The sequence below is a fragment of the Aquibium microcysteis genome, assembly GCF_014495845.1.
GTDB lineage: Bacteria > Pseudomonadota > Alphaproteobacteria > Rhizobiales > Rhizobiaceae > Aquibium > Aquibium microcysteis.
In genome coordinates this window covers 2,603,757-2,622,504 of the sequence record NZ_CP061080.1, presented here as the reverse complement: position 1 = coordinate 2,622,504, position 18,748 = coordinate 2,603,757, and the positions used below count along the sequence as shown (strand labels likewise).

16 protein-coding genes are annotated in these 18,748 nt (G+C 68.5%); 11 read left to right on the top strand and 5 right to left on the bottom strand.

What is annotated here, in order from left to right; genetic code table 11:
- The first annotated feature begins 32 nt into the window (after window positions 1-32).
- Both IAI54_RS12210 and recQ read left to right on the top strand, forming a co-directional pair.
- Window positions 33-1,382: a PAS domain-containing protein gene (locus tag IAI54_RS12210; RefSeq protein ID WP_187972592.1), complete on the top strand. Its 1,350-nt coding sequence runs from the start codon at window positions 33-35 to the stop codon at window positions 1,380-1,382.
- 97 nt (window positions 1,383-1,479) lie between these two features.
- Complete coding sequence (gene recQ, locus IAI54_RS12205) at window positions 1,480-3,285, top strand: DNA helicase RecQ (protein WP_187972591.1); 1,806 nt, start codon at window positions 1,480-1,482, stop codon at window positions 3,283-3,285.
- Window positions 3,286-3,317: 32 nt separating this feature from the next.
- Here the strand turns inward: recQ and IAI54_RS12200 are convergent, their stop codons facing one another.
- The 4 genes from IAI54_RS12200 to IAI54_RS12185 form a co-directional block, all read right to left on the bottom strand.
- Window positions 3,318-4,592, bottom strand: a complete 1,275-nt coding sequence (locus IAI54_RS12200) for a TRAP transporter large permease (RefSeq protein WP_187972590.1) — start codon at window positions 4,590-4,592, stop codon at window positions 3,318-3,320.
- Complete coding sequence (locus IAI54_RS12195; protein ID WP_187972589.1) at window positions 4,589-5,059, bottom strand: TRAP transporter small permease; 471 nt, start codon at window positions 5,057-5,059, stop codon at window positions 4,589-4,591. Before IAI54_RS12195 ends, IAI54_RS12200 begins: the two co-directional genes overlap by 4 nt.
- A 66-nt stretch (window positions 5,060-5,125) precedes the next feature.
- On the bottom strand, window positions 5,126-6,124 hold the full coding sequence (gene dctP / locus IAI54_RS12190) for a TRAP transporter substrate-binding protein DctP (protein ID WP_187972588.1): 999 nt from the start codon (window positions 6,122-6,124) through the stop codon (window positions 5,126-5,128).
- 110 nt (window positions 6,125-6,234) lie between these two features.
- The gene (locus tag IAI54_RS12185; protein ID WP_275403609.1) at window positions 6,235-7,140 is read right to left on the bottom strand and encodes a PfkB family carbohydrate kinase; all 906 of its coding nucleotides are present in this window, start codon (window positions 7,138-7,140) and stop codon (window positions 6,235-6,237) included.
- A 127-nt stretch (window positions 7,141-7,267) separates the two neighbouring features.
- Here IAI54_RS12185 and IAI54_RS12180 point away from each other — a divergent pair, with 127 nt between their 5' ends.
- The 4 genes from IAI54_RS12180 (at window position 7,268) to IAI54_RS12165 (ending at window position 11,135) form a co-directional block, all read left to right on the top strand.
- Window positions 7,268-8,272 (top strand): SIS domain-containing protein, encoded by a 1,005-nt coding sequence (locus IAI54_RS12180; RefSeq protein ID WP_187972586.1) that lies wholly within the window; start codon window positions 7,268-7,270, stop codon window positions 8,270-8,272.
- Window positions 8,273-8,279: 7 nt separating this feature from the next.
- Window positions 8,280-8,984: a GntR family transcriptional regulator gene (locus IAI54_RS12175; protein WP_187972585.1), complete on the top strand. Its 705-nt coding sequence runs from the start codon at window positions 8,280-8,282 to the stop codon at window positions 8,982-8,984.
- Between the two features lie 31 nt (window positions 8,985-9,015).
- Entirely contained in the window at window positions 9,016-9,951 is a 936-nt protein-coding gene (locus IAI54_RS12170) for an ornithine cyclodeaminase (protein ID WP_187972584.1), read from the top strand.
- A gap of 86 nt (window positions 9,952-10,037) precedes the next feature.
- Window positions 10,038-11,135, top strand: a complete 1,098-nt coding sequence (locus IAI54_RS12165) for a LacI family DNA-binding transcriptional regulator (protein ID WP_187972583.1) — start codon at window positions 10,038-10,040, stop codon at window positions 11,133-11,135.
- Between the two features lie 133 nt (window positions 11,136-11,268).
- Here IAI54_RS12165 and amaB read toward each other — a convergent pair whose 3' ends face one another.
- The gene (gene amaB, locus IAI54_RS12160) at window positions 11,269-12,795 is read right to left on the bottom strand and encodes an L-piperidine-6-carboxylate dehydrogenase (RefSeq protein ID WP_187972582.1); all 1,527 of its coding nucleotides are present in this window, start codon (window positions 12,793-12,795) and stop codon (window positions 11,269-11,271) included.
- A gap of 133 nt (window positions 12,796-12,928) precedes the next feature.
- Here amaB and IAI54_RS12155 point away from each other — a divergent pair, with 133 nt between their 5' ends.
- From IAI54_RS12155 to IAI54_RS12135, 5 genes are all read left to right on the top strand, one after another.
- Entirely contained in the window at window positions 12,929-13,828 is a 900-nt protein-coding gene (locus tag IAI54_RS12155; RefSeq protein WP_187972581.1) for a LysR family transcriptional regulator, read from the top strand.
- Window positions 13,829-14,166: 338 nt separating this feature from the next.
- Window positions 14,167-15,240 carry an ABC transporter substrate-binding protein gene (locus IAI54_RS12150; RefSeq protein WP_187972580.1) on the top strand — a complete coding sequence of 358 codons (1,074 nt, stop codon included), beginning with the start codon at window positions 14,167-14,169 and terminating at the stop codon, window positions 15,238-15,240.
- A gap of 34 nt (window positions 15,241-15,274) precedes the next feature.
- Window positions 15,275-16,849, top strand: coding sequence for a sugar ABC transporter ATP-binding protein (locus IAI54_RS12145; protein WP_235679341.1), 1,575 nt, complete (start codon window positions 15,275-15,277; stop codon window positions 16,847-16,849).
- The gene (locus IAI54_RS12140) at window positions 16,846-17,778 is read left to right on the top strand and encodes an ABC transporter permease (protein WP_187972579.1); all 933 of its coding nucleotides are present in this window, start codon (window positions 16,846-16,848) and stop codon (window positions 17,776-17,778) included. The genes IAI54_RS12145 and IAI54_RS12140 overlap by 4 nt, the downstream gene beginning before the upstream one ends.
- A 4-nt stretch (window positions 17,779-17,782) precedes the next feature.
- Complete coding sequence (locus tag IAI54_RS12135) at window positions 17,783-18,748, top strand: ABC transporter permease (RefSeq protein WP_187972578.1); 966 nt, start codon at window positions 17,783-17,785, stop codon at window positions 18,746-18,748.

The following is an 18,748-nucleotide window of genomic DNA, read 5'->3' as shown; positions in this document are numbered from 1 at the left end:
CCTCCTCGGCCTCGAAAGCCCGCAGAACAGCCATGTCGGGACAGGACATCCTCCACACCGCCTTCGGAAAGGCCGATCCGGATTCGCTTGCGCGGATGATCGCCTCCGTCGCCGACGTCGCCGTCGTTCTCGACCGCCAGGACCGGGTGCGGGATGCCTCGTGGGGAGGGCGATCGGGCGGGTTCGCGGCGGACGTCGCCTCGTGGACGGGACGCAGCCTGCCGGATCTCGTGGCGGCGGAGAGCGTGGACGACCTGCAGGATCTGCTGGCCGCGGCACGGGCTGGCGGGAACGGCCTGCCGAGGACGATCCGTCACCCGACGCCATCCGGCCATGTTTCGGTCGAATATGCCGCGATGGCTTTCGGCGGAGAGGGCGAGATCGTGCTCATCGGCACCTCCGCGCCGCCCGTTCCGCGTCCGCAGTCGTCCTCGGAGAGCCTTTTCCACAGGCTGTGGGCGATCGGCAGCGAGGCAATGCTCCTCGTCGATGGTCGCACGGGTGCCATCCGCGACGGCAATCGTGCCGCTGCGGTGCTGCTCGGCATCCAGGCGGAGGCCGTCCGGTCCGGGCGCCTCGCCGACCACATCGAGGGAAATTCCCGCGCGGAGGTCAGCGTCCGGCTGCGGGGGGTGTTGTCGTCGGGGCGTCCCGACCGCTTCCAGACGCCCCTGCGGGGCGACCGCGGGGGGCGCCTGTCGCTGGTGGCCGAACCCGCTGCGGGTGGCGAGGCCGGGCTCCTGCTCGTGCGGCTGTCACAGGCAGGCGAACGCGACGCGGGCGAAGATCCGTCCTCGTCGTTGCCGCAGCTGATCCGGGAGAGCCCCGATCCGGTCGTGCTGATCGATCCGGCCGGCTCCATCCTCTGGGCCAATGATTCGTTCCTCGCCGCGGTCGGCGCGCCGGCCGAGGTGCTCGCCATCGGACGCGGCATCGACGAGTTCGTGACGGTGGACGGCGGGCGGCGTCTGGCCGATCTGCTGTCGGCGGCCGAACGTCAGGGACGGCTTCTGGCCGGCGGGCTCGGTCTGGAGGCACTCGATCACGGAACCACCCCGTGCGAGGCCGTCATCTTTCACGCCCCCGATCCGGTGCTGCCGCGATTCGGCATCGTGCTGCGGGTCCTGCGTGCGGGGGCCGGCTCGGCGCCCTCAGACGGGGACAGGCTCGACCTGACGGCTCTGACCGATCTGGTGGGCCGCACGCCGCTGCGCGATCTCGTCCAGAACACGACGGATCTGATCGAGAAGATGTGCGTGGAGGCTGCCCTCCGGCTGACTGGCGACAACCGGTCGGCCGCAGCGCGCGCGCTCGGTCTCAGCCGTCAGGCTTTCTATCTGAAGCTCCGGCGGTTCGGACTGGCCGGCACCGCCGACGACTGACGCGGCCGGCGCGGAGCAGCCGCAGAGTGACGGTTGCGCGGCGGGCGCAGGCGTCTGCTATGACACCGTAGCACCGTGATTCCCGAAGAAGGCCGATTTGTCCGCCGATCCCCGACACATTCTCAAGACCGTCTACGGCTACGACGCCTTCCGGGGCCCGCAGGCGCGGATCGTCGACCACGTGGTGGCAGGAAACAACGCCTTCGTGCTGATGCCGACGGGCGGCGGCAAGTCGCTGTGCTACCAGATCCCTGCGCTGGCGCGGCCGGGGATGGGGCTGATCGTCTCGCCGCTGCTGGCGCTGATGGCCGACCAGGTGGCGGCCCTGCGGCAGGCCGGCGTGCGCGCGGCGGCGCTGAACTCCGACCTGCCGGGCGATGAGCGGTCCCAATTGTGGCGCGACATCGGGCAGGGCGCGCTCGATCTCCTGTATGTGGCGCCGGAGACCCTGCTCCGATCCGAGACGCTCGACCGGCTGCGCCGGGTTCCCCTGTCGCTGATCGCCATCGACGAGGCGCATTGCCTGTCGCAGTGGGGGCACGACTTCCGGCCGTCCTACCGGCAGCTCGATGCGATCGTCGATCTGTTTCCAGGCACGCCGCGCATGGCCCTGACGGCGACCGCCGATGCGCCGACGCGGGCGGAAATCCTCGATCATCTCAAGATCGCCGAGACGGACGCCTTCATCGCCGGTTTCGACCGCCCCAACATCCGCTACGCCATCAGCGAGAAGGACAATCCGCGCGCGCAGCTGAAGCGCTTCCTGGCGGGCCACGAGGGCGAGAGCGGCATCGTCTACTGCCTGTCGAAGCGCAAGACGGAGGAGACCGCCGAATGGCTTCGCGGCCAGGGCTACGACGCCCTGCCGTATCACGGCGGCATGGACAAGGCCGCGCGCGAGGCGAACCAGCTGCGCTTCCAGCGCGGGGAAGCCGTCGTGATGGTGGCGACCATCGCCTTCGGCATGGGGATCGACAAGCCCGACGTCCGCTTCGTCGCGCATACCGACCTGCCGAGCAGCATCGAGGCCTATTACCAGGAGACCGGGCGCGCCGGGCGCGACGGTCTGCCGTCCGATACGCTGATGCTCTACGGCTCGGAGGACATCGCGCTGCGCAGCCGGTTCATCGAGGAGTCAGATGCGCCCGACCAGCGCAAGCGCACCGAGCGCCAGAAGCTCGACGCGCTGCTGGGCCTCGCCGAGACGGCCGGCTGCCGCCGCCAGGTGCTCCTGTCCTACTTCGGGGACAACTGCGCGCCGTGCGGCAATTGCGACACCTGCGCCAAGCCGCCGGACCTGTTCGACGGGACGACGGCCGCGCTGAAGGCGCTGTCCTGCATCTACCGGACGGGCGAGCGCTACGGCCAGGCCTATATCGTCGACGTACTTCTCGGCGTCGAGAATGTGCGCATCGCGGAACAGGGTCATGACCGGGTCTCCACCTACGGCATCGGCAAGGAGCACGACAATCGCACCTGGCGCGGCATCCTGCGCCAGCTTATCGCGCTGCGCCTGATCGACGTCGATCTCGCCGGCCATGGCGGTCTGTCGATCGGCGAGGCGGGGAGGCAGTTCCTGCGCGAGAAGCCGACACTGATGCTGCGGCTGCCGTCTGCGCCCCGCGCCGAACGGACGAAGGTCTCGTCGCGCAGGCAGGCGACGGAGGCGCTGCCGGAAGAAGACCGCAGCCTGTTCCAGGCGCTGCGGGAAAAGCGCATGGAGATCGCCCGGGCGCAGAACGTGCCGCCCTACGTGATCTTCCACGACCGCACGCTGATGGAACTGGCGTCGGCCCGTCCGCGGACCCGCGGCGCGATGAGCGCCGTTCCGGGCGTCGGCGAGGCGAAGCTGGAGCGCTACGGACCCGCCTTCCTGTCGGTCATCGCCCAGCACGCCGATTGATCCGCAGTTGCCGCGCGCGTATTCCCGGCGTCTCAGAACAGGAGGTCGGGCAGGAAGGTGACCAGCGGCGGAACGTAGGTGAGCAGCAGGAGGACGGCGATCGCGGCGGCGAGGAAGGGCAGGAACGCCTTCGTGAAATCCTCGACCGAACAGCGCGTGATCGAGCAGACGGTGAACATGACGGTCCCGACCGGCGGCGTCAGCGAGCCGATGGTCGTGTTGAACACCAGCACGACGCCGAGATGGACCGGGTCGATGCCGAGGCTCTGCGCCACCTGCACCAGCAGGGGACCCAGGATGACGATGATCGCCAGCCCCTCGAAGACGGTGCCGAGAAGGAGCAGGGCGACGTTGATGACGAGCAGGACGACGAGTTTGTTGTCGGACACCGACAGAAGCGCGGTGACGAGCTGCTGGGGCATCTGTTCGAGGCTGAGGATCAGCGAGAAGACCGAGGCGGCGGCGACGATGAAGAGGACGCCGGCGGTGGTGGCTGCGGATTCCTTCAGGAGCGACAGGGTGTCGCCCATGGTGAGCCCGCGATAGACGAGCACGCCGACGAGGAAGGCGTACACCGCCGCGACCGCGCCGAGTTCGGTGGGGGTGAACCAGCCGCTGCGCAGCCCGAGAAGCAGCATGACCGGCATGGCCAGCGCCCAGAGCGCCGCGCGGCCGTTGGCGAGCACCTCGCGCGGTTGGGCGCGGTTCTCGCGCGCCGGTGCCAGGTTCATGCGCCCGGCGGTCCAGCGCACGGTCAGCATCAGGGCGATGGCGATGATGAAGGCGGGCACGATGCCGCCGACGAACAGGCGGCCGATCGAGGTGTTGGTCAGGAGGCCGTAGACGATCAGCGCGATGCTGGGCGGCATGATCGGCGCGATCATGGCAGAGGCCGCGCTGACGACCGAGCCGTAGGCGTTGGAATAGCCGCGCGCCCGCATCACCGGCACGATGGTGCGCGCGTCGATGGCGGCGTCGGCATTGGCCGAACCGGACATGGCGCCCATGAAGACGGAATTGAGCACCGCGATCTGCGCCAGCCCGCCGCGCCAGTGGCCGACCAGCGTCTCGCAGAAGGCGTAGAGCCGATCGGCGATGCCGCCGCGCGCCATGGCCGCGCCGGCGACGACGAACAGCGGGATGGCGAGAAGCGGGAAGGACTCGAGGCCGGACGACATGCGCTGCGCGACGAGGCTCGCCATCATCGGGTTGACGGCGAAATAGGCCATCGAGGCGCCGAGCATCACGAAGCCGACGGGCAGGCCCAGAACCAGCAGGAGGACGAAGACGATGGCGACGATGGTCACGGGCGGCTGTCCCGGAGGCTGTCGCCCATCTGCACGAGGCGCCCGGCGATGACGAGGCCCATGCCGACGACCAGGATCGCCGCCATGATCCATTTCGGCCAGCCGAGCGTGAGGAAGACCGTGAAGCGCGCCGTCGCGATCTGCGCGAAGGCGGCGCGCATCACCTCGGCGGCGATGACGAGCACCAGGAGGTCGGCGACGAGCCGGGCCCAGAAGGCGGCCCGCGGCGGCAGACGGTCGACGAAGAGCGCGATGCCGAAGAGCTGTCCCTGCAGAGCGGCCCCCGACAGGCCGAGCCAGACCGTTCCGCCCAGGAGAATGACCGCCAGTTCCTGAGCCCACAGGATCGACATCGCGAAGGCGTTGCGCGCGACGACGTCGGCCATGACGATGGCCACCAGCGCCGCCAGCAGCAGGGCCGGCAGCGTCAGGCCGAGAAACTCCAGCAGCCTGCGCAGGGACGTCATCGTCTGAACCGCCTCCATCGGTGCAGGGGCGCCGGGCGAGCCGAAAAGGCCGCCCGGCGAACGGCATCACTTCCCGGTAGCCGCGGCCCGGACCTGATCATAGAGGCCGGCCGGCCAGTTCGGGAAGCTCGTGTAGAAGCTCGCCGTCGCCTTGCGGTAGGCGTCGATGTCGGCCTCGTGGAAGGTCACGCCCGACGCTTCGAACTCGGCGCGGATCTCGGCTTCCAGATTGGCGGAGATTTCGCTCAGGTCCTGGCCGCCCTTGCGGAACTCCTCGAGCAGAATGCCGCGATCCTCCTCGCTCATCTGCTGGAACGCAGCCTCGCTCATCACCCAGCCGGTGAAGAGGTTGAAATGGCCGGTGAGCGTGATTTCCTTGGCGACCTCGGGCCATTTCGAGGCGCGCAGGCCGGTGAGCGGGCTCTCCGCCGCCGTCACCACGCCCTGCGACAGGGCCGAATAGACCTCGGCCGCCTCGACCGTGGTGGCGACGACGCCGAGCGGCTGGAACGTCTTCAGCCAGGTCTCGACCGGCGGAACGCGCATGCGCACGCCCTTCAGATCGTCCGGCGACGGATAGCCGGCGGTGCCGATCATGTGGCGGGGGCCATCGAACCAGTTGATCGCGACGACGCGGATGCCTGCGGTCTCGGCCAACCGGTCGTAGTAGCCCTTCATCAGGTCGGAAAAGGCGAGGGTCTCGGCTTCGGCCGTGCCCGAGACGATGAAGGGACCTTCGACGATCGACAGTTCCGGCACGCCGAAGCGCGAGAGGAACGAGGCCGAGGTGAAGGTCATGATCGGCAGGCCCTGGCTCGCCTGCTCGATGGAATCGGTGGTGGTGCCGAGCTGCCCGGAGGGAAAGCCCTCGAACTTCACGCGGCCTTCGGTGCGCTCGGTGACACGCTCGGCCGTGGCCATCACACCCTTCCAGGACTCGCTGGTGGGGGCATTGACGCTGGCGATGCGGATCGTCAGGTCCTGCGCGAGGGCGATACCGGTGAGCATCGTCGTCATCGAAGCCGCGGCGGCGAGTAGCCGGATCGGGGCGGTGTAGCGGTTCATGGTGGTCCTCCTTCCGTGGGCTCTGCCCGTTCTGGTTCGGTTGTTTCGTTCAGGCACGTCCGGGCGGGGCGGAAGGCGTTTGTGAGAACGTTTTCCGCCCGCTCTCATTGTCATTCCGCAGCCGTGGGGTCCGCTCCGGGACCGGGGACGGGACGCGTCGAGGCATAGATGTCGTCGATGGTGAGCATCGTCGACATGTCGAGGTTCATCGGCGCACCGTGTCCGAAAGCGCCGGGGGACAGGCATGTGCGAGCGGCTGCCTCCGCCGCCTCGCCCAGGATGGATCCCGGCGCTTCCCCGCGCAGCAGGCCCACGAGCGTGCGGGCGATGAAGGTATCGCCGGCGCCGAGCGTGTCGACCGGCCGCACGGGGACTGCCGGCGCTTCGTGGACGCCGTGGCGCCCGGCCAGCAGCGCGCCTCTGTCGCCGCGCGTGATGACCACCCATTCGGCGCCGTGCCGGAGCGTCATCGATGCCAGTGCGAGCGCTTCCGCATGGTCGAGGTCACCGCCGGAAAAGCCGGCGAGATGGCAATGGGGAGCGACGGCGGCGATGCGTCCTTCGTCGCGGATCGTCGCGAAATCGTAGGAGATTCGCGTGAGCGAGGCGAAATGGCCGAGCCAGGAATCCACATGGCTGGAGCGGCCGGTGTGGACGGCGTCCGCCGTCCGCATCCAGCCGAGATCGGCGGGGGAGGGCGCGATGATCGAGACGCCGAGATTGGCGCCGACGAAGACGCGCTCGCCGCCCTCGGTTGCGATCACGCAATAGGCGGTCTGTCCCGGCAGGAAGCGCAGCAGCGACGTCTCGACACCTTCGGCGACGAGGGCATCGCGGATGGCGCGGCCGGCCGCATCGTCCGCCACCGCGCCGGCATAGGCGGTCGTGGCGCCGAAGCGCCGCGCGAACACGGCATGGTTGACGCAGTTGCCGCCCGGAAACATGCGCTGCCGGTCGCGGTAGCAGTCGACGACGTTGTCGCCGAAAGCGAGGATCCTGGGGGTGGTGCGTGACACCGGCATCTCTTCCCTGTGACGGTATGAGAACGTTCGCAAGAAAGGCGGCGGCTTGTCAATGGCGCCTTGACACTCGGACAGCGAAATTAATATGTCTTATGTCATCATATCAGAAGGCGCCCCGCAGATGTCCTTACCAGACCGTTATCACCCGGCCGTTTCCGCCGCGCTTTCCGCCATCGACGTGTCGGCGCTGCGCCACGTGTTCTTCGTGGCCTGCGGCGGCTCGCTGTCGATCATGCACCCGGCGAAGTTCATGCTCGACCAGCACGGCACGCTGCCGTCGGACGTCTTCAACGCGGCCGAGTTCGTCGCCCGTGCGCCGAAGCGCCTCGGGCCTGACACGCTCGTCGTTCTGTGTTCGATGACCGGGACCACGAAGGAGACGGTCGCCGCCGCCCGCTTCGCACGCGCCGGTGGAGCCGTGACCATCGGCCTGACCGTGGAGCCCGGCTCTCCGCTGGGCGAGGCGGTCGACCATCCGGTCAGGTTCGAGGCACCCTACACCACCGGCGTGCCGATCGACGCGAAGGACAGCAACTATTCGATCATCTACCAGATCGTGCTCGGCCTCGTGGCCGGATCCGGCGGCGAGGATCTGACCGAGGAACTGATCGACAGCCTCTGCAACCTCCAGGTCGTGATCGACCGCGCGCAGGAGAGCTTCGCGCCGCTCTGGGACCGCTATGCCGAGCACTTCGCCAGGCAGGACGTGATCTACACGATGGCCTCCGGCGCCAGCTACGGCGCGGCCTATTCCTTCGCCATCTGCGTGCTGATGGAGATGCAGTGGATCAACAGCCAGGCCATCCACTCGAACGAGTTCTTCCATGGCCCCTTCGAGGTGCTGGACGAGACGCGCTGCTTCGTCCTGATGAAGGGCATCGATTCCACCCGCGATCTCGACGTCCGGGCCGAGGAATTCCTGCACCGGTTCGGGAAGGCCGAAAACATCCTCGTGCTCGACGCCCAGGCGCTCGACATGACGGGCATCGACCCGCGCTTCCGCGGCAACGTCGCGCCGCTCATCTTCTTCGACACGCTGTGGCGCTTCATCTACAAGGTGGCCGGGTTCCGGCAGCAGGTGATGCTGGACGGTCGCCGCTACATGAAGAAGCTCTCCGACTACTGAGGTGCCGATGACGCAAGACGGCCTCCTGCCGCTCTACGAACAGGTGAGGCGCAAGCTCCTGTCCGAGATCGAGGCCGGCCGCCTTGCCGAAGGGAGCTTCCTGCCGCCCGAGTTCGAACTGTGCGAGACCTATGGTGTCAGCCGCATCACGCTGCGCCGCGCGGTGGGGGAGCTGTGCGCCGAAGGGCTGCTCGTGCGCCAGCAGGGGCGCGGCACGCTGGTGGCTCCGCGCAAGATGCAGCTGACCATCTCGCTGTCGGGCTTTTCCGACGTGGTCGAGGGCCGCGGGCTGAAGCCCGGCCACCGTATCATCGAAGGTCAGGAGCGAGCCGACGCCCCCGCCGTGGCGGCGCGGCTGCAGGCCCTGCACCTGTTCCGCTTCGTCCGGCTGCTTGAGGTGGACGACCGGCCGATGACGCTTGAGACGCTCTATTTCGACGCCGAGCGCTTCGCCGACGCCTTCGGCCCGGTCGCCGCCGGCGGCAGCTTCTTTTCCAGCCTGCGCAGCGCCTACGGCGTCGAGCCGGCCGGCGCCGAGCGGGTGATCGACGTCGGTTTCGCGGGCGGCAGCGAGGCACCGCTGCTCGGCGTGTCCGCCACGCAGCCGGTCTACCGGATCGAGAAACTGGTGCTCGACGGCGAGGGCCGGCCGCTCGCCCTGTCGCAGTCCGTCACGCCCTGTCACCTCGTCACGCTTGCCGTGAAGAACTGAAGCCCGGCCCACGGGGCAAGGAGGAAACGTCATGAAGGTCTTCGATGCAGCGGCGGTCCACGCGGCCTTGCCCTGGCCCTACCTGATCGGCGCGCTGTCGCGGGCGCATCGCGGCGCGATGCCGGTTTCGGACGTGGTGGTTCAGAGCGATCCGGCGGGAAGCGGCAATCAGTTCATCACGCTTCCGGGATGGGTGCCGGGCGGTCCCGTCGCGGTGAAGATGGTGGGCGTGTTCCCCGGCAACGAGAGGCTCTCGCCGCCGCAGCCCAATGTGCAGGGACTGGTCGCCATGTTCGACGGCGCCACCGGCGCGCCGCTTCTGGTCGCCGACGGCGCGGCGATGACGGCGCGCAAGACGGCGGGCGATTCCGCGCTGGCCGCGTCGCTGCTCGCGCGCGAGGATGCGCAGGTGCTTCTGGTGGTCGGGGCCGGGGCGCTGGCGCCGCATTTCGCAGCCGCGCACATCGCCGCCCGGCCCTCCCTGAAGCGCGTCCTGATCTGGAACCGGACGGCGGCCAAGGCCGAAGCGGTCGCGGCAGAACTTCAGGGCAAAGGGCTCGACGCACAGGCCGTGAGCGACATCGACGCGGCGGTGGCTGCCGCCGACGTCATCACCTGCGTGACCATGTCCGACCGCACGCTGGTCAGAGGCGCGCTGCTCCGGCCGGGCACGCATCTCGATCTCGTCGGCGCCTACATGACGAGCCTGTGCGAGACCGACGAGGAGGCGCTCTCGCGCGGCCGCATCTTCGTCGACACGCGGCGCGGGATGGAGAGCACCGGCGACCTCGGGCCTGCCCTGGCTTCGGGCCTCGTGCCGGCCACGTCGATCGCCGGCGATCATTTCGATCTCGCGCAGGGCAAGGTGCAGGGGCGCCGGTCGGCGGACGAAATCACTGTCTTCAAGAATGTCGGCGGCGCGCATCTCGACGTCTTTACTGCTATCGCGCTGAATGACGCCGCGTGATTGAAACGACGCGTTGCGGTGGAGGCGATTCGCCGCGAGCGCGGGACGGCTTGGCCGGCAGACGGGCGTAAAGGGAACGGCAGGCGGTGGCGAAGACCTCGAAGGCGACGATCGCGGACGTTGCGCGGCTTGCCGGCGTGTCGACGGCGACGGCCGGACGCGTTCTCGGCCGATACGGCTACACCCGCGAAGAGACGCGCCAACAGGTCCTGCAGGCGGCTGCCAAGCTCGGCTATCGCACCAACGCACTCGCCCGCAGCCTCATCACCGGCAAGACGCGCACAATCGGCGTGGTGGCCGGCGACATCCAGAATCCGTTCTATGCGTCCATCCTGCGCGGCATCGCCGACGTGGTCGAGCGGCGCGATTTCGGGCTGCTGATCGTCAATTCGGACGAGAGTCTCGACAAGGAGATCCGGGCGGTCGACCTGCTTCTCGAGAAGCAGGTCGACGGATTGATCGTCTCGCCCTGCGACACCCGCAACGCGCGGCACCTGCGCGACCTCCACTCGGGCGGACTGCCGCTCCTGCTGCTCGACCGCAGCGTGGCCGGGCTGGAAGTCGATCGCGTGGGAATCGACAACATCGCCGCGGCCGAGCGTGCGGTTGGCGTGCTGATTGCGGCCGGCCACCGGCGGATCGGGCTCGTCGGGGAGATGCTCGAGGAGCAGGATGGCGGCTTCGATGCCTTCATCGCCCGCGGTCTCGCAGGCGAAGTGCTGTCCACCGACACGCTTTACCCGAGCTGGCAGCGCCTGCTGGGCTATCTGCGCGCCCACCGGCAGGCGGGCATGGCGGTCGATGCGTCGCTGATCCGGCGGGTCGGCGCCTATTCGGCGCAGGCTGCACGAGAAGTCGCCCGCACCCTGATCGCGCGGCCGGACCGGCCGAGCGCGGTGTTTGCGACCGACGGCACCATGTCGGAAGGCGTGATCGGAGCCGTCACGGAAGCGGGGCTGGTTCTGCCCGATGCTCTTTCGCTCGTCTGTTTCGACGACCTGGACTGGATGAGCTTCCTGTCGCCCGGCATCTCCACGATGGCACAGCCGCGGCTTGCGATGGGGGAAACGGCCGCAAGCATGCTGCTGGAGCGGATCGAAGGATCGAGAGAGCCGATGCGCACCGTGGTGATGCGGGCGGATTTCGTCGAACGTGGATCGATCGCGGCCGCGCCGGCGTGCTGACGGGGACTTCGTTGCCGGCTGCGCGCGGCCCTCGTCACGGGCGCACCCGGAAGCGAGGATCGGTCCTCGACGTGCCGTTCCTCCTGCCAATGGCCGACCGGCGCCGGGATGCGCCGGTCGAGGGTGCGGCGTCCTACCCGATGTCGAACGACACGCCCTGAGCCAGCGGCAGGGCCCGCGAATAATTCACGGTGTTGGTGGCGCGGCGCATGTAGGCCTTCCAGGCATCCGAGCCGCTTTCGCGGCCGCCGCCCGTCTCCTTCTCGCCGCCGAACGCGCCGCCGATCTCGGCGCCCGATGTGCCGATGTTGACGTTGGCGATGCCGCAGTCCGAGCCGTCGGCCGACAGGAAGCGTTCGGCCTCACGGACGTCGAGCGTGAAGATGGAGGAGGAGAGGCCTGCCGCGACCGCATTGTGATCCTCGAGCGCCCGCTCGAAATCGGCGTAGCGCATGACGTAGAGGATCGGCGCGAAGGTCTCCTCCAGCACCGGACCGCACTGGCTGGGCATCTCCACCAGCGCCGGCCGCACGTAGTAGGCCGTATCCTTGCCGGCCTCGGCCACGCGCTCGCCACCCGTCACGACGCCACCCTCGGCCTTTGCCTCCGCCAGCGCCTTCTGCATGCCGTCGAAAGCCTGCCGGTCGATCAGCGGCCCGACCAGCGCGGACGTCTCCAGCGGATTGCCGACGGAAACGCTCTCGTAGGCTCGTCTCAGCCGCGGCACGAGGGCGTCGTAGACGCTGTCGTGGACGAAGAGGCGGCGCAGCGTCGTGCAGCGCTGGCCCGCCGTGCCCATGGCGCCGAAGGCGACTGCGCGCAGCGCCATGTCGAGATCGGCCGAGGGGCAGACGATACCGGCATTGTTGCCGCCGAGTTCCAGGATCGAGCGGGCGAAGCGCCGGGCGAGCCGGGGACCGACCTCGCGGCCCATGCGGGTCGAGCCCGTCGCCGACACCAGCGCCACCTTCGGGTGGTCGACCAGCGCCTCGCCGATCGCGCGGTCGCCGATCAGCACCTGCGACAGCTTCTCCGGCGCGTCGCCGAAGCGCGCCAGCGCCCGTTCGAGGATCGCCTGCGAGGCGAGCGCGGTGAGCGGCGTCTTTTCCGACGGCTTCCAGACGATGGCGTTTCCGGCAACGAGCGCCAGCGCGGCGTTCCAGGACCAGACGGCGACGGGGAAGTTGAAGGCCGAGATGATGCCGACGACCCCGAGCGGGTGCCAGGTCTCCATCATCCGGTGGCCGGGCCGCTCGGTGGCGATGGTCAGGCCGTAGAGCTGGCGCGAGAGGCCGACGGCGAAATCGCAGATGTCGATCATCTCCTGCACTTCGCCGAGGCCTTCCGACGCGATCTTCCCGGCCTCGATCGAGACAAGCCGGCCGAGATCGGCCTTGGCGGCGCGAAGCTCCTCGCCGAGCAGGCGGACCAGCTCGCCGCGGCGCGGGGCCGGCACCAGCCGCCAGGCCCTGAAGGCTTCGTGCGCAGCCTCGATGGCGGTCTGCGCGGCTTCGGGAGACGTGGTCGCGACGGCCGCCACCTGCTCGCCGCTCACCGGACTGAAGGAGGCCATGTCGCCGCCATTCCAGGAGGCGCGCGGCACGCCCAGCCGGTCGAGAAGTTCCGCCGTTTCCCGCTTCACGTCGATGCCAGCGCCCATCGCTCTTCTCCGTTGATGGTGATCCAGATCGCCCGGACGCAGCATTCCGGACCCAGCATCTGGTAGCCATGTGAAAAGCGGCCCGCAACATGCTATCGCATGCTTTCTCGGACTGACTTGATGCGAAAGCGGAATGAACCTCAATCGTGCCTCCATTCCCGACCTGGCGGTGCTGCAGGCCTTCGAGGCGGCCGCGCGCCATGGCAATTTCACCAAGGCGGCCGCCGAACTCAGCCTCACGCAGAGCGCAGTCAGCCGTCAGGTGCGGACGCTGGAAGTCCTGTTCGGCGTACCGCTGTTCGAGCGGTCGCGCCAGAGGGTACATCTTTCGGTTGCGGGACGGCAGGTCCTGCCCGGCGTGCAGCGCCTGCTCGCCCAGTCCGAGGAACTCGTCGTGAAGGCACGCTCGGCGGTCGCAGCCGATGGCCGGCTGTCGATCGCGGCGCTCCCGACATTCTGCAACCGCTGGCTGATGCCGCGCCTGCCGACGTTCCTCGCGTCCCGGCCGGGGCTGACGGTAGAAATCGCGTCGCGGTCGGCACCGTTCGATCTGCACGAGGCCGACGTCGACATCGCCATCCATTTCGGCCAGCCGGTGTGGGCCAACGCCACCTGCACCTACCTGTGCAGCGAAGTGATCCTCCCGGTGGCCGCGCCGGCGCTCGCCCGGCCCGGCGACATGCGCACGGCTGGCGACGTCGCGCGCCTGCCGCTGCTGCACCTGACCACCCGGCCGATGCTGTGGGCCGAGTGGTTCCGGGCCTGCGGAACCGGCGACCAGGTGGCCTACCGAGGCAGCCGCTTCGACCAGTTCTCGACCGTCATCGAGGCGGCGCTCGGGGGATTGGGAGCGGCGCTGCTGCCGACCTATCTGATCGAGACGGAACTCGCATCGGGCGCCCTGGAGGTCATCCTCGACCTGCCGATGTCGACAGAGAACGGCTACTACGTGGTTCTTCCCGACGGTCGACGGCAAGGCTCGGCGGGCTTCGAGTTCCAGGAATGGCTCATCGGGCAGGTCCGCCGGCCCTGAGGGAGCCTCCGGAACGAACGGCGCGACCGGGGCGGGCCGGCCGCCCGGCGCCCGGCAGCCACCGGCGGAAACGGCGGACGGAGACCGGCGCCGCGAGCCGCCGACGTTCGCCGCGGTCGGGAGTCCAGGCCGCACCGTACACCGGCGGCGAGCGGTGGAAAGGCACGGCGAGACGGTTGCGAAGATCCCGCGACTACCGCAATCCTCGATGGCGCGATCCGAAGTCAAAAATTCACAGCTGTGTATACATTTTTCGTTGATTTTCGGATTGGGTTTGTTAGCTTTCGGTTTCGTCGGGAGGCGAAGGTTGCCTGCTGGCAAACGAAGGGGAGGATCACATGAAGTTTTTCAAGCCCGCACTCGGGCTCGCGATGACGTTCGCCGCGGCCTTGACCGTGGCGCCTGCCCATGCGCAGGACGAGGTCGAACTGCTGCCCAACAACCTTCTCAACATCAAGTCCGCCGAGATGACGGAGCCCGGCAAGTTCAAGAAGGACGGTCCGTACCGGATCGGCGTTTCCTTCCCCGGCGTCGGCAATACCTGGATCGTGCAGATGCACCAGGAGGCCGAGTTCGAGGCGGCGAAGAACCCGCAGGTCAAGGAGTTCATCTTCTCGGAAGCCAACTGGCAGCCTGCCAAGCAGGTGGCCGACATCGAAGACCTGATGACGCGCGATCTCGATGCGCTGGTCGTCACGCCGATCGCCTTCCCGCTGGTCAAGAAACAGATCGAGGCGGCGCTCGCGACCGGAATTCCGGTCATCACCTTCGGCAACAGCAAGGGCGCGCTCGATTCGACCGTCGAGATCATGGGCGCCGGCGACTATTTCGGTGAGGTCGGCGGCACCTTCCTGAAGGAGAAGCTCGGCGGCAAGGGCACGATCTGGGCCTTCCGCGGCGTCGCGGGCGTCGAGGAAGAGGCGCAGCGCTACGAAGGCTTCCGCCGGGCCATCGACGGCACCGACATCGTGATTGGCGCCGAGGTCTATGGCGACTGGAACTATGCGAAGTCGAAGCAGCTCTGCGAGAACCTCGTCCTCTCCGGACAGCCGGTCGACGGCATCTGGTTCTCCGGCGCCGAGATGACCCGCGCCTGCATCGACGTCTTCACCTCGGTCGGCAAGCCGCTCGTCCCCATGACCGGCGAAGGCAACAACGGCTTCCTGAAGACCTGGAAGGAATCCGGCGTGGAGGCGGTGTCGCCGGTGTTCACGCCCGGTCTCGGGGTGGCGGTGGTCCGCGCGGCCGTCGCGCTGCTCGAAGGCAAGTCGCTGCACAAGACCTACTTCTCCGCGCCCGAGCCGATGACCAACGAGGACATCGACGCCTACTATCGTCCCGATCTGAACGACGCGTACTGGGTGCCGTCGACGCTGCCCGAGGAAGAGCTGCAGAAGCGTTTCAAGCGCTGAGCGGTCGTCGGCAGCGAGACATCGAGGCGGGGCGATGGCCGAAGCAGGATCGTCGAACGGCCACGCTCCCGGCATGCCGGCCGGGAGCGAGATGGTCCGGTTCGAAAACGTCACGAAGCGCTTCGGCGCGCACGTCGCCCTCAGGGACGTCTCACTCGTCGGGCGCGCCGGATCCGTGCATGCGGTGACCGGCGAGAACGGCGCCGGCAAGTCCACTCTCATGAACCTTCTTGCCGGCGTGCATCAGCCGTCGTCCGGCACGATCTATCTGGACGGGAAGCCGGTCGTCATCGCCGGCCCCCGCGAGGCCCATCGCGCGGGCGTCTCGACGGTCTACCAGGAACTGACGCTGCTGCCGAACCTGACGGTCGCGGAGAATCTCTTTCTCGGACGGGAGCCGCGGCGGATGGGAATGGTGGACCGGGCGGCCATGCGGCGCGACGCCGGAAGCGCGTTCCGGCTGCTCGACGTCGAACTCGACCCGGACATCCCCTGCGGCGACCTCACCATCGCGCAGCAGCAGATGGTGGAGATCGCCAAGGGCGTGGCGGTCGCCGCGCGGGTCTTCATCTTCGACGAACCGACCGCGGCACTGAACGGGCCTGAAATCGAGAAGCTCGAGCGGCTGATCCTGTCGCTCAAGCGGGACGGAAAGCTCGTCTTCTACATCAGCCACCGGCTCGATGAGATCTTTCGCTTCTGCGACACGATCAGCGTCATGAAGGACGGCAGCCACGTCGCGACCCGCCCGGCCGACGAACTGACCCGCGACATGCTGGTGTCGCTGATGGTCGGGCGCGAGCTCGACCGGTTCTTTCCGCACCGCGGTTCCGTGCGTGCGGATGCCGAAGCGGCGATCGAAGTCGACAGCCTTGTTCCGGTCGCCGGTGCTCCTGCGGTTTCCTTCACGCTCAGACGGGGGGAGATTCTCGGCCTGACGGGTCTCGAAGGGCAGGGGCAGCGCGAGATCATCCGTGCCGTGGCGGGGCAGGTTGCGCCCGTCTCGGGCGAAGTGTCGCGTCATGCAGGCGGCGGCGGATCCAGGCCGCTCCTGCCGTCTCCGGTCGCGGCGGCCCGTGCCGGCGTCGGCTTCGTGCCCGAGGATCGCAAGTCCGAGGGCCTCTTCCTGCCGCTGGGGATCGACAGGAACGTCGGCGTCGGCATGCTGCGTCTTTCCTCCGTCTGGAGCCGGGCGCGGATCGACCGGGAGCGGCTCGCCGGACTGCTCGAGAGCATGAAGGTTCGTGCGACCGGGCCGCAGCAGGAGGTCCAGGCGCTGTCGGGCGGCAACCAGCAGAAGGTGCTGATCGGCCGCTGGCTGGCGGCCGGAGTCGACATCCTCCTGGTCGAAGAGCCCACCCGGGGCGTCGACGTCGGCGCCAAGTCGGAAATCTACACGCTGCTGCGGGCGTTCGCCGACGACGGCGGGGCGGTGCTGATGACGTCGAGCGAACTGTCCGAACACATCGGGCTGTGCGACCGCATCCTGGTGGTGCGTGAAGGCCGGCTCGTGGCGGACATGCCGGGCGCAGCCGCCACCGAGGAGACGATCATGTCATCCGCTCTCACCGGACTACCCTTCCAGGCCCATGCCGGGGGCGCGTCGTGACCGGCCGTGTTCGCTCGAAGACCTCGCGCAGCGGTATCCGCTTCATCACGATCGCATTGCCGGTAGCGATGTTCGTGATCCTCTCCTTCACCGCGTCGAGCTTCTTCACCGCGCAGAATCTCGCCAATGTCGGCAACCAGGTCACGGCGCTGCTCATCGTCTCGCTCGGCCAGCTGATCGTGGCGATCGGCGGCGGCGTCGATCTGTCCGTGGGGTCGATGCTCAGCCTGACCAGCGCCATCATCGTGACATACGACCCGGCGATCGTGATCCCGCTCGCCATCCTGGCGGGATGCGTGCTCGGGGTCGTCAACGGGACGGGCGTCGCCGTGTTCGGCGTCCACCCGCTCGTGATGACTCTGGCGACGGGCACCTTCGTCCAGGGACTGACGCTTCTCGTCAGCCCCGTCCCCGGAGGTGTCGTGGCTCCTGCCATCGAAGCTCTGGCCCATGGACGGCCGTTCGGCATCCAGCCCTCGCTGCTGTGGTGCGCGGTGGCCATCCTTCTGTGCTGGCTTCTCCTCGCCCGTTCCGCCTTCGGCCTGCGCCTCTACGCGCTCGGCGCCAACGCGCGCAACGCATCGCTCAACGGCGTCACGGTGGTTGGCCCCATCATCGCCTGCTACGTCATGTGCTCGCTTGCGGCGGTCGCCGCCGGCATCTTCCTCACGGCGCGCGTCTCGACGGGCGACCCGACCATCGGTGCGGCCTTCGGACTGGACTCCATCACCGCGATCGCGCTCGGGGGCGTGCAGCTGTCCGGCGGCGTCGGCAGCGTGCCCGGCGTGATCCTGGGCGTCGTGACGCTCGGGCTGGCCACCAACGGCATGAACCTGCTCGGCGTGTCGCCGTTCCTGCGCATGGCCGCCACCGGGCTCCTGCTGCTCGGCGCCGTCAGCCTGCAGCGCCGCAAGACGATCGGGGTGTGAGACGATGACCCTGTCCGACACCGCCGTTCGCACCCGCGGCCTGCGCCTGCTGAACATGGCGACGGCCTTGCCGATCGCCTATGCCGGGACGCTGATCCTGCTCGTCTGCGCCTATGTCTTCCGGCCCGCGCTGCTTTCGCCGCTGCTCCTGCTCCTGATCATCCGCCAGGCGGCGCCGCTCGGTCTGGCCGTGATCGGCCAGTCGCTTTGCATGCGCATCCTGTCGATCGATCTCTCCTTCGGCGGGGTGGCCATCGGCGTGAGCTACATCCTCACCAGCGGCTACGTTCCCGGCAGCGAGGCGGTGCTGATCGGTTGTGCCCTGCTCTTCGGGGCGGCCGTCGGTCTGGCCAATGCGTTCTTCATCGTGCGGCTGCGTGCGTCGTCGGTGATCGTGACGCTCGCCATGGGGCTGCTGCTCACGGGGGTCGTGATCGCCTTCAGCCAGTTCCGCGCGCCGGGCGACGCGCCCGCCCTGCTGAAGTACATCGGCCAGTCTCGCGTCTCGGGCGTGCCGCTGGCACCGCTCCTCTGGCTGGCGCTGCTCATACCGGTCGCCTGGTTCCTGAGGCGCTCCGTGCTCGGCCACTACATCGACGCGATCGGCGCCAATCCGCGTGCCGCTCATGCCACGGGGATACCCTATGGCGCGATCGTGGTGATCGTCCACGTCGCGTCGAGCCTCTTTGCCGTCTTCAGCGCCTTCCTGCTGGTCGGGTTCGTCGGCATGGGAAGCCTGGACATCGGCCGGGACCTCGCGCTCAATTCGCTGGCCGCCGTCATCCTGGGCGGCGTCACCTTCGGTTCCGGACGCGGCGGCGTGCTCGGTCCGGCGGTGGCGGCCTTCATGCTGACCTTCCTGTTCAACCTGCTCACCAGCTTCGGCCTCGGAGAACCGAGCAAGCTGATGCTGCAGGGCGCCATCATCGCCGTGGCGGCGATCGCCTATTCCGCACGAACCAAGACCTGA